Annotated in this window: 15 protein-coding genes and 1 tRNA gene; 6 read left to right on the top strand and 10 right to left on the bottom strand. The window is 67.6% G+C overall.

Features of this window, described 5'->3' with window-relative positions:
* Positions 1 to 108 precede the first annotated feature (108 nt).
* Positions 109 to 714, top strand: coding sequence for a TetR/AcrR family transcriptional regulator (locus AR539_RS15295; RefSeq protein ID WP_066438727.1), 606 nt, complete (start codon positions 109 to 111; stop codon positions 712 to 714).
* Positions 715 to 800: 86 nt separating this feature from the next.
* Here AR539_RS15295 and AR539_RS15290 read toward each other — a convergent pair whose 3' ends face one another.
* From AR539_RS15290 to AR539_RS15280, 3 genes are all read right to left on the bottom strand, one after another.
* On the bottom strand, positions 801 to 1,436 hold the full coding sequence (locus AR539_RS15290; RefSeq protein ID WP_066438724.1) for a DUF2461 domain-containing protein: 636 nt from the start codon (positions 1,434 to 1,436) through the stop codon (positions 801 to 803).
* Positions 1,437 to 1,766: 330 nt separating this feature from the next.
* Positions 1,767 to 3,266 carry a catalase gene (locus AR539_RS15285; protein ID WP_066438721.1) on the bottom strand — a complete coding sequence of 500 codons (1,500 nt, stop codon included), beginning with the start codon at positions 3,264 to 3,266 and terminating at the stop codon, positions 1,767 to 1,769.
* Between the two features lie 20 nt (positions 3,267 to 3,286).
* Entirely contained in the window at positions 3,287 to 3,757 is a 471-nt protein-coding gene (locus AR539_RS15280) for a Fur family transcriptional regulator (protein ID WP_066438718.1), read from the bottom strand.
* A gap of 134 nt (positions 3,758 to 3,891) precedes the next feature.
* Here AR539_RS15280 and AR539_RS15275 point away from each other — a divergent pair, with 134 nt between their 5' ends.
* Positions 3,892 to 5,166 (top strand): MFS transporter, encoded by a 1,275-nt coding sequence (locus tag AR539_RS15275; RefSeq protein WP_066438716.1) that lies wholly within the window; start codon positions 3,892 to 3,894, stop codon positions 5,164 to 5,166.
* A gap of 50 nt (positions 5,167 to 5,216) precedes the next feature.
* Positions 5,217 to 6,086: a zinc metalloprotease HtpX gene (htpX, locus tag AR539_RS15270; RefSeq protein ID WP_066438708.1), complete on the top strand. Its 870-nt coding sequence runs from the start codon at positions 5,217 to 5,219 to the stop codon at positions 6,084 to 6,086.
* 198 nt (positions 6,087 to 6,284) lie between these two features.
* Here htpX and AR539_RS15265 read toward each other — a convergent pair whose 3' ends face one another.
* On the bottom strand, positions 6,285 to 6,776 hold the full coding sequence (locus AR539_RS15265) for a YajQ family cyclic di-GMP-binding protein (RefSeq protein ID WP_066438705.1): 492 nt from the start codon (positions 6,774 to 6,776) through the stop codon (positions 6,285 to 6,287).
* 192 nt (positions 6,777 to 6,968) lie between these two features.
* On the opposite strand from AR539_RS15265, the gene AR539_RS15260 reads away from it, so the two are divergent.
* Positions 6,969 to 7,223, top strand: a complete 255-nt coding sequence (locus AR539_RS15260) for a hypothetical protein (protein WP_066438703.1) — start codon at positions 6,969 to 6,971, stop codon at positions 7,221 to 7,223.
* A gap of 150 nt (positions 7,224 to 7,373) precedes the next feature.
* Positions 7,374 to 7,455: transfer RNA gene (locus AR539_RS15255), tRNA-Tyr, on the top strand.
* 127 nt (positions 7,456 to 7,582) lie between these two features.
* Here AR539_RS15255 and AR539_RS15250 read toward each other — a convergent pair.
* The 6 genes from AR539_RS15250 to AR539_RS15225 form a co-directional block, all read right to left on the bottom strand.
* Positions 7,583 to 8,740: a glycoside hydrolase family 26 protein gene (locus AR539_RS15250; protein ID WP_082699389.1), complete on the bottom strand. Its 1,158-nt coding sequence runs from the start codon at positions 8,738 to 8,740 to the stop codon at positions 7,583 to 7,585.
* 212 nt (positions 8,741 to 8,952) lie between these two features.
* Positions 8,953 to 9,381, bottom strand: a complete 429-nt coding sequence (locus AR539_RS15245; protein ID WP_066438699.1) for an ATP-binding protein — start codon at positions 9,379 to 9,381, stop codon at positions 8,953 to 8,955.
* Positions 9,374 to 9,706, bottom strand: coding sequence for an STAS domain-containing protein (locus AR539_RS15240; RefSeq protein ID WP_066438696.1), 333 nt, complete (start codon positions 9,704 to 9,706; stop codon positions 9,374 to 9,376). The genes AR539_RS15245 and AR539_RS15240 overlap by 8 nt, the downstream gene beginning before the upstream one ends.
* Positions 9,690 to 11,687, bottom strand: a complete 1,998-nt coding sequence (locus AR539_RS15235; RefSeq protein ID WP_066438692.1) for a glycosyltransferase family 2 protein — start codon at positions 11,685 to 11,687, stop codon at positions 9,690 to 9,692. Before AR539_RS15235 ends, AR539_RS15240 begins: the two co-directional genes overlap by 17 nt.
* The gene (locus tag AR539_RS15230) at positions 11,684 to 12,907 is read right to left on the bottom strand and encodes a PP2C family protein-serine/threonine phosphatase (RefSeq protein ID WP_231728629.1); all 1,224 of its coding nucleotides are present in this window, start codon (positions 12,905 to 12,907) and stop codon (positions 11,684 to 11,686) included. Before AR539_RS15230 ends, AR539_RS15235 begins: the two co-directional genes overlap by 4 nt.
* 209 nt (positions 12,908 to 13,116) lie before the next feature.
* Positions 13,117 to 14,316, bottom strand: a complete 1,200-nt coding sequence (locus tag AR539_RS15225) for a PP2C family protein-serine/threonine phosphatase (RefSeq protein WP_066438688.1) — start codon at positions 14,314 to 14,316, stop codon at positions 13,117 to 13,119.
* A 207-nt stretch (positions 14,317 to 14,523) separates the two neighbouring features.
* Between AR539_RS15225 and AR539_RS15220 the strand changes: the two genes are divergently transcribed.
* Complete coding sequence (locus tag AR539_RS15220) at positions 14,524 to 14,979, top strand: DUF6325 family protein (protein WP_066438686.1); 456 nt, start codon at positions 14,524 to 14,526, stop codon at positions 14,977 to 14,979.

The raw sequence follows: 14,979 nt of genomic DNA, 5'->3' as shown, positions 1-14,979 counted from the left end.
CCCGACACCTCGAAATCGCCGGAGACGTGCGAATTCGCCGGAATTTTCCCGCGAATTGGCATGGTTCCGGCGATTTCGGCGTTTGCGGCCGCTCCCTATGATGGAACCATGGCCCGACCGGCACGACCTGAACGCAAGGCAGAGCTGCTGGCCGCCATCCTGGACTACCTCATGGACAAGACCCTCGCGGAGCTCACCTTCCGCGGCCTGGCCGAGGGGCTGGGGGTCAGCAGCTACGTGCTGGTGTACCACTTCGGGCACCGCGAAGAGCTGGTGAACGAGATCATCCGCACCATCGAATCCCGGCTGGACAGCATCCGGGCCACGGACGTGCGCGACATCGACCGCGAGGCGTGGCGGGCGTTCATGCTGGAGGCCTGGCGGTGGACCATGGCGCAGCGCAACCGCCACCTGGCCAGGCTCGAGTTCGAGGCCACCGCGCAGGACATCGTGGCGCCCGCACCGCGGGGGACGGCCCAGGAGCATTTCAGGATGCTGCACCACAAAGCCCGTGACTGGCTGATGCTGCAGGGCATCCGGGAGGAGTTCGCGGACACCGACGCGCGGCTCTTCACCGCGGCCTTCTACGGGCTCCAGTTCGACTTTGTGGTGAACAACCAGCCCGAGGACGCCAGCAAAGCCTTTGACCTGATGTTGCTGGTCTTCTTCAACAACCTGGACCGGCGGCTGGCCACGGACGGCGAGCACCTCTGAGCCGGAGCCCGACGGCGGGCAGCGTGCGGTAAAGCGGTCGGGGTCGGGGGGCGGGCGGCAGGCCGCGGCCACCGCCTGACCTCGCCTCACGGCGCGGCGTAGCGCCCGGTCCACTCCACCAGGGGCCGCAGCTCCTCCCAGCGCTTGGCGACCTCACCTGCGGCCTCCGGGGTGGAGAGCCAGCCGGGCCGGCCGACGTGGGTTCCGGCAGCCAGCGACTTGTACTTCAGCAGCTCCGCGCGCGGATGGTCCTTGGCGAAACCCCGCGGGACCGTCTTCAAGGTCTCGCCCTCCACCTCGAAACCCTGCGCCTCGACGTGCGCGAGGATCTCCTGCAGCACGCCGCCGCTGGACGGGGCGTCAACGGCGCTGCGGAAACGGGCCAGCTGGGCCGGCGTGGAGATGTGGTATCCGCCGCCGATCAGCAGGCCGTCGGCGTCGAGCTGGACGTAGAAGCCCATGCCCTCGGCAACGGCCGCGACGGCACCCTGAGCGGTTTTGTAGGGGGACTTGTCCGCGGAAAACCGGATGTCACGGTTGGGCCGGAACAGCTTGGCTTCACCGAACTGCGGCTCAAGCCCGGCCAGCAGCGCGGCAAGGGGTTCCTTGACCGCGGAGTCGTAGGTGGCTTTGTGCTCCAGCCACCAGTCCCGGTTGTTGTTGTGTTCCAGCTCGGCGTAGAACTCAAAGGCTGCGTCGGGAAAGCCTGCAAAAGGGGTCATGCCTGCATCCTAGGGACCCGCCGGGCTCCGCCGCGAGGGGCCGCCGCTTCTATGTGGAAAGATGCCTGAGATCGCCCCTGTCTCAGAGCTACACCAATGCGCCCCTGTGGTTGAACCCGCACGCCGCCACACCCAGGCTCGGCGCTCCGGGGGCACATTGGCACGGACACGCCGCCGTCGAGCTCCGGATTCCATGGCCGAGCCCGCAAAGTGCCCCCGGACGGCCGCCGCAACCGGCCGAGCCGCAAGAAAACACCCCGCCACGCCAGAGGCGGGACGGGGTGTTGACCGGGCCCAGAGGCCCAAGTGATGCAAGGTGATGCCGGAGGATCAGACCTTGTTGGCTGCCTCGGCGTCGGACTCGACCTGGCCGGCACCGAGGTTGGCGCGCAGCTTGGCGCCGAACTCGGCGTCGACGTTGGTCCAGTACTGGATGGCGCGTTCCTTGATGCCGGCGTCCTTGACACCGCTCACGGCGCCGGTGACGGTCTCCAGCAGGCGGGCCTTGGCGCCGTCGTCGAACACTTCGCGGTACAGCGTGCCGGCCTGGCCGAAGTCGCTGTCCTCAGGGTGCAGGGAGTGCGCGGCGAGCGTCAGTTCGCCGTCGTTCTCCCAGCGGCCGCCAACAACGGACGGCTCCACGGCAGCCGGGCCGCCCACCGAGTTGGGAGCATACACGGGAACGGACGGGGCGTTGAAGTGGTACCGGCCCGCGCCGTCCTGGCTGTAGTTGTTGACCTGGCTCTTGGGCAGGTTGACCGGGAGCTGGGCGTGGTTGGTGCCAACGCGGTAGCGGTGGGCGTCCGCGTAGGAGAAGATGCGGGCCTGCAGCATCTTGTCCGGGGATGCGGCGATACCCGGCACGAAGTTCGACGGCGCGAAGGTGGCCTGCTCGATCTGCGCGAAGTAGTTCTCCGGGTTCTTGTTCAGCTCCATGGTGCCGACCTTGATCAGCGGGTAGTCGCCGTGCGGCCAGACCTTGGTGAGGTCGAACGGGTTGAAGCGGTAGGTCTTGGCGTCCTCGTACGGCATGACCTGGACGTGGAGGTCCCAGGAGGGGAAGTTGCCGGCGGCAATGTTCTCCTGCAGGTCGCGGATGTAGAAGTCGGCGTCGGAGCCGGCGAGGGCCTCGGCCTGATCACCGGTCATGGACTTGACGCCCTGGTTGGACTTGAAGTGGTACTTGACCCAGAAGCGCTCGCCCTCGGCGTTGATCCACTGGTAGGTATGCGAGCCGTAGCCCTGCATCTCGCGCCAGGAGGCCGGCAGGCCGCGGTCGCCCATGAGCCAGGTGACCTGGTGCGCGGACTCGGGGGAGAGGGTCCAGAAATCCCACTGCATGTCGGCGTCGCGCAGGTGGGTGCCCGGGAGGCGCTTCTGGCTGTGGATGAAGTCCGGGAACTTGATGCCGTCGCGGATGAAGAAGACCGGGGTGTTGTTGCCGACCAGGTCGTAGTTGCCCTCGGTGGTGTAGAACTTCACGGCGAAGCCGCGGGGGTCGCGCCACGTGTCGGGGGAGCCGCTCTCGCCGGCGACGGAGGAGAAGCGGATGAGCATGTCCGTCTCGGTGCCGGGCTGGAACAGCGCGGCCTTGGTGTACTTCGAGACGTCCTCGGTGGTGGTGAACGTGCCGAACGCGCCGCCGCCCTTGGCGTGGACTACGCGCTCCGGCACGCGCTCGCGGTTGAACTGCGCGAGCTTCTCGACCAGGTAGTGGTCGGTGAGGATGATGGCGCCGTCGGCGCCGACGGTCTGCGAGTGGGCATCGGAAGTGACGGGAGCGCCGGACTGTGTCGTGGACACGGCGGGCGCAGAGATGTTCAGAGTCATCTTTCTCCTATTTGTTGTTTCTACTGTTGGACGTTCGAGGGAAGTTTTTGGGTGCGCTGGCACTCCTGGCAGATGCCCTGGTACAGGACGTCCGCGATCTGGATGGTCATCGGCTTGGCGTCCTCATCCCAGTGCGGGGTCAGGCACGGCGCGTGGCCCACGGCGCATTCGACGTCCTCCACCCGGCCGCAGCTGATGCAGACGGCGTGGTGGTGGTTGTCTCCCACCCGCGTCTCATACAGGGCGGGGGAGTGGGGAGGCTCAAAGCGCCGCAGCATGTGCAGGTCGGTGAGGTCGCCCAGGACGACGTAGACGGACTGTGCCGTTAGTTCCGGCAGCTCCTCGCGGGCGGCGGCCAGGATGTGCTCCGCGGGGGAATGCGGGTGGCGTTCGACGGCGGCCAGAACGGCCAGCCGCTGTTTGGTCACCCGGCGGCCGTGGGCACGCAGGGCGGCTGCCCATGCTTCCTGGGGGCCGTTGGATTCCGTCATGGACCCATTGAAGCACTTATTTTGAATCAATCACAATAAGACACACGCAGTGGCCGTTTCGGTTTCTCCGGCCGCGCCCCGCGGCGCAGGCCGGGGTCGCCGGGGCTGCGGTCCGGCGCCACTAGAGTGTCCGGGTGGGGAAATTTCTGGCGGACATCACGCCGTTGCGCGAGAGCCCGGCCTTCCGCCGCCTGTGGCTGGGGTCCGCCGTCGCCGCCTTGGGCAGCCAGTTGACCCTGGTGGCCGTGAGCCTTGAGGTGTACCGGCTCACCCAGGACAGCCTCTACGTGGGTCTGCTGAGCATCTTCGCCCTCGTCCCACTGGTGTTCTTCGGGCTCCTGGGCGGCTCGATCGCGGATGCGCACGACCGCCGCAAGGTGGCGCTGCTGGCCTCCTCCGTGCTGTGGCTGACCACCGCCTGCCTGGCCCTGCAGGCCTGGCTGCAGCTCGGCAATGTCTGGGTCCTGTACGCCCTGGTGGCAGTCCAGAGCGGCGCGCAGGCCATCAACCAGCCCGCCCGGAGCGCCATCATCCCGCTGCTGGTCCGCAAGGAGCTCCTGCCGGCCGCCAACGCCCTGAGCATGATCAGCTTTGGCCTCACCCTGACGGCCGGGCCGCTGCTGGCCGGGCTGCTGGTGGCCACGGTCGGGTTCGCCTGGACCTACACGATCGACGTCGCCACGTTCGCCTTCGCGCTGTGGGCGCTGCTGAGGCTGCCGGCCATGCCGCCGGGCGAACACGCGCGGCCCGCGGGGCTGCGCTCGGTGGTCGAGGGTTTCCGGTTCCTGGGCACACGCCCCAATCTGCGCATGACTTTCGTGATCGACCTCGTCGCGATGATCTTCGCCCAGCCGCGGGCCCTGCTGCCCGCGATCGGGGCCGTGATGATCGGCGGCGGGGAAGCCACGGTGGGAATCCTGCTGGCCTCCACGGCAGTCGGCGCGTTCCTTGCGGGCCTGTTCTCGGGGCCGCTCGGATCCGTGCGGCGGCAGGGCGCCGCCGTCGTCTGGTCGGTGATGGGCTGGGGAGCCTCGATCGCCGGCTTCGGCCTGGTGGTGGTGCTCGCCGGGAACTCCGGCGCCGACGGCGTGACGTGGTGGCTGCTGCCCGCCGCCCTGTGCTGCGCCCTGGCCGGCATTGCCGACTCCGTCAGCGCCGTCTTCCGCACCACCATCCTGCAGGCCTCAACGCCGGACCACCTGCGCGGCCGGCTGCAGGGTGTGTTCATCGTGGTGGTGGCCGGCGGGCCCCGGGTGGGGGACATGCTCGCTGGCGGCGGGACTAAAATAATTCTGAGTGAAGGCTGGGTTCTGCTGCTGGGCGGCCTGCTGTGCATTGCGGTGGCCTGGGCCGTGGCGCACTGGCAGTCGGGCTTCCTGAAGTACGACGCGCGGAACCCGGTGCCGTAGCGGGACGTTTCCCAGGTGTGGTCCACCGTGCGACGACTTGTGGAGGAACAGTGCACCAGCATCACAACGGACTGAAGACCGCGGGGCTTTTCGGGGTGCTGTGGGCGGTGCTCCTGGCCTTCGGCGCGCTGATGGCCACCAGCCTGCGCAGCGCCGCGCCCATCTGGATCATGGCCCTGGTGGGCGTCGCCACCACGGCCTACGGCTACTGGAACAGCGACAAGATCGCCATCCGGTCCATGCAGGCCTACCCGGTGACGGAGGCCGAGGCCCCGCAGCTCTACCAGATGGTGCGCGAGCTCGCCGCCCAGGCGCAGCAGCCCATGCCGCGGATCTACATCTCGCCCACCATGGCGCCCAACGCGTTCGCCACCGGCCGGAACCCGCAGAACGCCGCCGTGTGCTGCACCGAAGGCATCCTCCGGCTGCTCGACGCGCGGGAGCTCCGCGGCGTGCTGGGCCACGAGCTGATGCACGTCTACAACCGGGACATCCTGACCTCCTCCGTCGCGGCCGCCGTCGCCGGTGTTATCACGTCGGTAGCGCAGATGTTCCTGATTTTCGGCGGCGGGGACCGGCGCAACGCCAACCCGCTGGCCGCCATCGCGATGGCGCTGCTGGCCCCGTTTGCGGCGTCCCTGATCCGGATGGCCATCTCCCGCACCCGGGAGTACGACGCCGACGAGGACGGCTCCCGGCTCACGGGCGATCCGCTGGCGCTCGCTTCCGCCCTGCGCAAGATCGAGCAGGGCGTGCAGCTGGCGCCGCTGCCGCAGGACCAGCGCCTGGTCAACGCCTCCCACCTGATGATCGCGAACCCGTTCCGCGGCGGCGGGGTGGCGAAGATGTTCTCGACGCATCCGCCGATGGATGACCGGATCGGCCGGCTGGAACGGATGGCGGGGCGGCCGCTGGGCTAGACCCCGGCTCCCCGGCGAGCGGCGCCATCCGCCCAGCGACGCGTCATCCGCCCTGCGACACGCCATCCGCCCAGCGACGCGCCACCCGCCCAGCGACGCGTCATCCGCCCTGCGACACGCAAAAGGGCTGTCGACGCCGGAGTACCGGCGCGACAGCCCTTTAGCGCAGCGTCAGAATTTCTGCGCAGCGACCAATGCCTAGCTGCGGAAGTTCACGAACTGCAGGTCGGCCTCGTCGAAGTCCTTGAGCAGGTTCATGGTCTCCTGGAGATCATCGCGGGACTTGGAGGTCACGCGGAGCTCATCGCCCTGAATCTGCGACTTGACCGACTTGGGGGCCTCGTCACGGATGAGCTTGTTGATCTTCTTCGCGAGGTCCTGGGCAATGCCCTCCTTGATGGTGGCCTCGAGCCGGAACTCCTTGCCGGACGGGTACGGCTCGCCGGTGTCGAGGGACTTCAGGGAGATGCCGCGGCGGATGAGCTTGGACTGCAGGACGTCCAGCACAGCCAGCACGCGCTCCTCGGAGTTGGCCTTCATCAGGATCTTCTCGCCGCTGAAATCGACCTCGGCGCCGACGCCCTTGAAGTCGTAGCGCTGGGTCAGTTCCTTCTGCGCCTGGTTCAGCGCGTTGGCGACCTCCTGCTTGTCTACCTTGCTGACGACGTCGAATGTGGATTCGCCTGCCATGACTGTCCTCCTGATCGTTGGGGGTGAGGCCCGGTGAGGGGCCGACGGTGTCTGGTTTCCAGCCTAGTACGGATGCTCCCGTTGTGCCCGGGCTGCTGTTCACAGTCCGCTCAAAGCTGGGTCAGGGCGGGAACGAAGTTTTCCGCGGAAGAGTTGCAGGAGTTGGAAGAGTCGCTCGAAAGGTGCCACCCCATGCAGCACAAGGCCGTCCGCTATGTCATCCGCTCCACCGCAGCCGCCGCCGGCGGACTGGCGACAGCCGCAACCTCCGTGGCCGCTGCGACGCTGGCCGCCTCGGTCATCCTCAGCCCGGCTGCGGATGCCTCGTCGCGGCTTGACGGTGTGCACGCGGATCTCGCCCGTGCCGTGCAGCTGAACCAGATCACGGCGGAGCAGGCGGCCAGGTTTGAGTCCAAGCTCGCCGGCCGCATCCTGGGCGAAGCCTGATTTTCCGGGCCTTTTGGGGCCCTAAAGCGCCGATTCGATTCTTCGGCAGAAGTTCTGTAAAGTGGTCATGCCCGCGGTTGCTGGAAGCGGAACGGACTGGAAACAGGCGTTCTGATCATGGAAGCCGCGAGTGATCTTCTTTTGAAGTTCGGCAGATTACCCGAGCGGCCAAAGGGGGCTGACTGTAAATCAGCTGGCAACGCCTACGGGGGTTCGAATCCCTCATCTGCCACCCTTGGAAAAGCCTCCGGAACCATTAGGTTCCGGAGGCTTTTTCTTTGCCCCCACCATGTCGGCGACGGGCTCGTGATCCGCCTGTCCGAACAGGAACTGGGCCGGCGTCGAGGCTGGGGTTGCGGTTAGCGCGCGGCGAGGGCGGACGCCAGTGCTGCGGCGGAGCTGGTGCTGCTGTTGATCCGCCAGTCTGTCTCTTTGTTGAAGTTGAACCAGACCACCGCTGTGACGTCGGCCCGGGCCGCGAGATAGCTGATCAGTGCTGTATTCCAGTCCGCCTTGGAACCGCCCTGTTCCGCGGACGCCGTCTCCGCCACGAGCACTTCCTTGCCGGGGGCCAGGCGGCTCAGTTCGGCCAAGCCGTAGCCGAAGAGCTCCGACGGCGAAACCCAGCTGCTCCACGCCGCCGACGTGCCCCAGTTGTACCCGTCGAGGGCGACCGCGTCGACATATGCCGAGCCGGGATACAGCCCGTCGAGCGGGGTTGAGCCCCAATAGGGGACGTTGGGATTCCAGACCCAAGTGATGTTCGTGGCGCCGGTTGCAGCGACGACATCGTGAACGTGCCGCCACGCGGCAGCGAAGTCACCGGGTTCGTTGCCGTTGATGCCCTCGGCCCAGGGGTACCAGTTGCCGTTCATCTCGTGCCCGAAGCGCAGCATCACAGGGTGGCCCCAGGAAGCCAGCGCCGTGCCCCACTCTCGAAGGTAAGGGTCGAAGTTCCCGGCGGATATTCGCTTGAGCGTATAGGCCGGCTGTTCTGACCCGCCGCCCCAGGCCCAGGGTTCCCACGTCAGAAGGGTCGTGGCGCCGCGGCTGCGGACGGCATTCAGTTCCGTGATCGGCGGGGCCTGGTTGAAGTCCTTGTAGGACAGGATGACCGACGGCGCCTCCCCGGCGAGGGACGCCACCTGGTCCAACTCGCTTCCGGCTAACGGCCCGCCCGGTGTTCCGACGCCAAAGCGCAGCGGCGAGCTGCTGATGCCCGGCGGAGATGGTTCCGCCGCAGGCGCGGCAAGGAGTGTGAAGCCCGTCGACGCCCTGACCGTGCCGGACACTGCCTGGACGTCAAGGACCGGCTGGGACGTTTGCGGAATCACGATGTCGGCGGTGAAGTACCCGGAGGCGCTGGCCTTGAAGGCGGCGGAACTGGTTCCGGCACTCACGGTTCCGGAGCTTTTCTTAGGGAAACCCGTGCCGGTGACGGTGACAGTGGTTCCGGCGGGCCCCTTGGCCGGGCTGAGGCTAATCGACGCGGCAGCGGCCTGGGCGGGTGCGGCCATTAGTGACAGTCCTAAGATCACCAAAGCAACGACGCATGCCAAGCTTCTCAGTGGCTTCAAAGGGGACTCCTCGGCCGGGCCCCGGCCAGGCGGGGCATTTAGACGGTACGCAGACCACCTGCCGGAAGCCCGCTATCCAGTGTCCGTCACAACGTTTCCCTGGGGGCGTCAAAAAGAGGCAGGAGTTACAGAGGATTGCCCAAGGATTTCGTTCAGTCGTGCAGCGGTGACTTGGACAGGATCCAGGTGTTGGTCCCGTCCTGGCGCTTGAACGTCACGGTGGTGACCAGCGCGCGGATCAGGGCAAGGCCGCGCCCTGATTCAGCCTCGCCGCCAGGCATCACCGGATCGGTGTCGATGGGGTCGGGGCAGACCGCTCCGAAAGCGCTGACCCGGGCTTCCAGCCTCGCGGGCGTGACGCTGATGTCCACCCCGAGCTCCACCGGCTCCGTGGACTCGGGCACGGCATGCTGCACCACGTTGCTGGCAGCCTCGATGACCGCGGTGGCGAACGTCATGCGGTCCATGTCCGGAACAAAGGACGCCGCATCCCAGAGGCTGTCCAGCTCGGCGTGGACGTCCTCGATGGCTTGCGGACGTGCCGCCTGGCGCATTGTCCGCCGGGCGAGGACTTCAGTCATCGCCGAAAGCCTCGGCCGCGGAGGGGTAGGACGTCAGGACCTTGTCCATGCTGGTCAGGCCGAGGACCATCTGGACCTGGGGCTGGACCGACGCGATCCGGAGGTCGCCGCCGGCCTGCCGCGCCGCCTTGAGGCACCCGATGAGCGCGCCGAGGCCGGAGGAGTCCATAAACGCCGTCTGTTCGAGGTTGACCACAATCCGGGAGGTGCCCTTGGCAACGACCTCCGCCACCATGTCCCGCAGTTTGGGTGCCGACACCATGTTGAGCCGGCCGGCGGCCGTTATCTCGGCGTAGCTGTCTTTCACTTCATAGCTCAGGTCCACGGGCGGCCCTTTCATTGGATGGTTCGGTAATGCTGCTGGTCTCATCGTCAGGTTCGTCGGCCTGGTAGCCGCGATACAGGACGGCCCTGACCAGGATGCTCATGACGACGAGGTCAAACACCACCCACAGTACGTTGACCAGCGTGCCGATCGGCTCGGACATTCCGGCGGCCAGCCGCCCAATCCCGACCACCGACGCGATGACCAGGAGGACGGACACGATGATCTGCGGCCGGATCAGGCTCCACCGGGGGCCGCCGGACTGCCGGTCCTTGGGGGTGACGGCAAAGCCAAGGGGGCGTCCCAGCCAGACGTTCCGGGCCGCCGTCGTGCAGGCCTTGATCCAGGTCGGGAAGAGGGCCAGGCTGTACTGCTGCCCCCGCCACGTGGGGATGCCCTTGCCGGCAATGGCAAACAGGAGCTGGTTCACCACCATGAACGGGATGAACCTCAGGAAGAAGTCCGCGCTGAGGCTGGTGACGGGCAGGATGCCGAGGAGCAGGTAAACGATCGGAGCGGCGAAGTAGACCACCGCGGCGAAGCCGCTGAGGTAGGTCCACATCGTGGCGAAGTACATCAGCCGCTGGCCCATTTTGAGTCCCCGCTGGACCAGGGGGTTTTCCCGCAGGAAGACCTGCATGGTGCCCTGGGCCCAGCGGAGCCGCTGGGTCAGCATGGTGCCGATGTCCTCGGGTGCCAGGCCGTAGGCGAGGATCTCGTGGTGGTACACGCTCTGCCATCCCAGCGAGTGGAGCCGCATGGCCGTCGCCATGTCCTCCGTCACCGAGATCGTGGCCAGCGGCATTACCGGCTGGGCCTCGTCGGTCCGCTCCACCGACAGCGCGTCCAGCACCGCCTGGACGGACTCGATGGCGCCGAGCGGGGACCAGTCCCGGGCAGCCATCCGGTGCACGGCGTCCTCGGTCACCACGGGCACTCCGGCCTCGCCGACCTGCACCGGAGACATCGCGGCGATCTCCTCCAGGTCGGCCTGCAGGGCAGTCACGTCAGCCAGCACCAGCGACTGGACCGCCCGGTCCACCCGCCGCCGCGCCCGGTAGGTGATCTCGCTGAGGGACTCGCCGGCGTCGAGCTGGCGGCGCGCCTCCAGGGTGGCCGCCTCGACTTCGTCGAGGGTCTGCAGCAGCAGCGGGGATTCGTTGGAGGCCGCCTTGCGGGCCTTCCGGATGGCGGCCTGGGAGGCGCTGAGCGCCCGCCGGACGCTCTTCTCCGTTTCCTTGACGTAGCCCACCAGCCCCAGCTGCATCAGGGCCTCCCGCCGGAGCACAGCGTTGGAGCCGCAGAAGAAGGCGGCGTTCCAGCCGTCCTTGCCCTGCTGGATGGGTCCGTAGAACAAGGGCGCCTGGCTGCCCAGGGGATCGCTGTCCGGAACGTTGCTGAAGTACTGCGGCGTCTGCACCAGGGCCACGCGGCGGTTGTTGAAGTAGCCCAGCGTTTTGTCCAGAATGTCCGGCTCGGGGATCTGATCCGCGTCCAAGATGAGCAGGAACTCCCCGGAGGTCATCATCAGCGCGTTGTTCAGGTTCCCGGCCTTGGCGTGCCGGGGCATTCCGCTCCACGCCGCACCGCGCGTCACGTACCCCAGCCCGTGCGCGGCTGCCAGGTCCCGCAGTTCCTGGCGGTCGCCGTCGTCGAGGATCCATGTGCTGTGCGGGTGCCGGATTCTCTGGGCGGCCAGCGCGGTGGCCATGACCATGTCCAGCGGCTCGTTGTAGGTGGTGACAAAGACGTCCACAGTGGCGTCCGCAGATTCCGGCGACGGCGGTGTGCGTTCCTTGAGCCGCCAGACCGTCATCCCGAAGAGCATCACATCGATCAGGCTGTACGTTTCCGCGATGACCAGCGGCACGGCGATCCACCAGGCGTCCCAATTCAGCGACGCCACCCAGCGCCAGGTCACGTAGTTGATTCCGGTCAGCACCGTCAGGACGACGACGAGCCGGACCCAGAACGGCCTCATGGTGCTTCCCTTCGGACGGCAAGGATGGTGACGTCGTCGGGATTGGCAGAGCCTTGCGCCCGCCGGCGCACCGCCTCCACCAGCGCTTCCGCAGACCTCGCGGAGACGGCGAGTTGGCCGATTTCATCCACCGCAGCGAGTGTCCCGTCGTAGAGGTCCAGGACGCCGTCGCTGAAGCTGACGATCATGTCCCCGGGGTCCAGCCGGGTTTCGGATGTTTCCCAGTGGGTGTCGGGGAGCAGGCCGACCGGGAAGTTTTCAGAGGCAAGCCGCTCCCAGGTGCCCGCCGCCCGGACCACCAGGGTCAGGCCGTGGCCGGCGTCCGCGAACAGGATGCGCCCGTCGGAGGCGTTCAGCCGGGCGTGGAAGAGCGTCGCAAAGGTGCCGGCCTGGCTGAGGTCGGTGGCCAGGCAGTCCTGCGTCAGGGCCAGGGCGGTCGCGGGGTCTGCGCTGCTGCGGGCGCTCCGGATCACAGCCCGTGTGGTGGCGGCGATCATGCCGGCCCCGGCACCTTTGCCCATCACGTCGCCGAGGGTGAACCCGAGTCCCCCTTCGATGGGATACCAGTCAAAGAAGTCCCCTCCCACGGCGGCGGAGGGAACGCAGGCGCCGGCGGTCTGGTAACCGGGCAGGGCGGCGGCGTTTTTGGGAAGCAGGAAGCGCTGGATCTGGGCGGCCCGGCTGAGTTCGGCGGTGGCCGCGGCCGCCTGTTCGTGGGCGTTATGGAGCCGGCGCCGGGCCCGGCGGGCCAACTCGTTGACCACCAGTGCTCCCAGGACGAAGATCGTGGTGCTGAACAGCCCACGGAAGAGTTCATTGGGGTTCGCGTCGATGCTGGATCCGAGGGCGAACGGGACCATGATTGCCACCGTGGCGCCCATGGCCGCGTAGAGCACGTAGCGGCGGCCCTCCATGGCGGCGAGCCACAGCACCGGCAGCAGGACAATCGAAGCGTAGATGGAGTGGCTTTCCCCTGTGCCATGCCGCAGGGCTCCGGCGGCGAGGAAATCAAGGAAGGGCACGGCGATGGCCCACCGCGCCAACCCGGGCCTGGATACCAGAGCGGCGAGGCACGTGGCCGCCGCCGTCAGGCCCGCCCCGGCTGCCAGGGCCGCCCAGTCACTGACCGTCAGCGTCGCGATGCCGCTGCTCATTGCCGCGGCGACAATGAAGAAGACCACAAATGGCAGCTGTTTGCGCATGGCTGACAGTTCGTCCACGCCCGTCAGGAGAGAGGGCACCGGCTGCCGCGCCGACGGTTGCTTGTGGCCGCCGGTCATGACCGCGCCACGCGTTGCAGTTACCCCCACTAAATCCCCTCAACCCAGACTTCCCCAGCTGTCCCCATGAATCCTACCGACTGATCCGCGGTGACAGCCCCGGCGGGACGCCGGCCGCCCCGGCGCGGCGCCGGAGGCTCCGGCGTGTCCTAGGCGCGCTGGAAGAGGACGGCTGTGATGTCGTCCAAGACCACGGACTTACCCCGGCGGTCACACAGCGCCCTGACGGCTGCGTCCGCATCGCCCTTGGTCCGGCAGTCCGTCATGGCGGCGGCCAGCCGGGCGAGGTCGCCGTGGAGGTCGAGGAGGCCGTCGGTGGGTACCAGGATTGCGTCTCCGGGGAACAGGGTGAAGGGGCGCTGCTCCCACGCCGCTCCGGCCACCAGCCCCAAGGGAGGCCCGGTGGGGGACAAGCGCTCCACGGTGCCGTCGGCCCGCAGGATGTGGGTGAGGCCCTGCCCCGCGTCCGCATAGCGGCCGGCACCGGTGTCCGGATCGACGACGGCGTGGAAGACCGAGGCGAAGGACCCGGCCCGGGCCAGGGTCCCCTCAAGGCGGTCCGAGACGTCCCGGAGGATCGCTGACGGCTCAGCATCCCAGCCGGTATCGGCGAAAGCGGAACGCGCGGCCCCAGCCACCAGCCCCGGACCGACCCCCTTGCCCATGGCGTCGCCGACGGTCATGCGGAAGTGTCCGGTCCCGGTGGTACCGAGGTCGTAGAAGTCCCCGCTGAGCCCGAAGGCAGGGTAAAAGCAGACCCCCAGCGAGTATCCAGCAGGTGCGGGCGGAGTGACCGGCAGCAGGGCCCTTTGCGTGCGGGCCCCCTGGTCGATGTCCCACGACAGGTTCATCTCACGCTGGATGATCTGGGTGAGGTCCTCCAGAATTTCCTGCTGTTCGGCGCTGAAGGACCGGGGCGCCTGGTCGATGATGCAGAACGTCCCCACATGGGTCCCGCCCGGGCCGGTGAGGGGGTGGCCTGCATAGAACTGGATGTGCGGGTCGCCTGTGACGAGAGGGTTATGCCTGAAACGGTCGTCGGCGCGGGCGTTCTCCACGATCAAGGTTTCGGAGGACTTCAGCGTCTCGGCGCAGAAGGCGTCTTTCCGGTCCGATTCGCGGGACAGAGGACCCACGAACGATTTCAGGTACTGCCGGTTCTCGGCGATGAGCGACACGCTGGCCCCGCTGACCCCGAACAGGCTCTGCGCCAGCCGCGTGATCCGGTCGAAGCGTTCCTCAGAGGGTGTGTCCAGCAGGCGGGTCCTGGCCAGGTCCTCCAGCCGCGCCCACTCCGGGGCGTCAGGACCCCGGAGGCGGCTGTGGGAGGGGTGTTCGGTGCTTGTCATTCGTCCTCCAACGTTCAGGGGCCTCGAATGAGCTTACAGCCCGGCGCGGGGGACTCCCGGCGTGGCTCACCCGAAAGGGGTGATGCGGCCATCCCCGGCGGACGCTGTAGTGGTCTTTAGGGCCCTCAATGATTCGTTGTGGCGCGGGCCGGGTGGAAACCGGTCCGGCAGCGGGCGCCCGATCAAGACAGAAACGGAGGAACGCCAGTGACAACCACACCGGAGACCGAGGCCCATGGGCCGGTCGACTTTGTGCTCCTCGAATTCCCGACGGCGGGACTGACGGGACGGGTGAGCGAGGAACTCGTGCGGCTCGTTGAGCAGGGTGTGATCAGGCTCTTCGATCTGCTCGTCGTCATGAAGAACGAGGACGGCACCGTAGAGGTGCTTGAACTCACCGACCCGGGCGGCCCCGCGGAGGCCTTCTCGTACTTCGACGGCGCACAGTCGGGGCTTCTTGGCGATGAGGAGATCTCGGAAGCGGCCGAGGCGATCCTCCCCGGGAGCGTCGCCGCGCTGATCGTGTACGAGAACATCTGGGCGGCGCCCTTTGTGGACGCTGTCCGCGACAGCGGGGGCGAGCTTGTGGCGAGCACACGGATCCCCGCGCCTGAGGTGATGGCGGCACTTGAGGCCCTCGAGGCCGATTCGCCCGTTTCCTGA

Origin of the sequence: Arthrobacter sp. EPSL27 (assembly GCF_001512305.1) — a bacterium.
In the GTDB taxonomy this organism is placed as follows: Bacteria; Actinomycetota; Actinomycetes; order Actinomycetales; family Micrococcaceae; genus Arthrobacter.
This window is presented reverse-complemented; position numbering and strand designations above follow the sequence as displayed.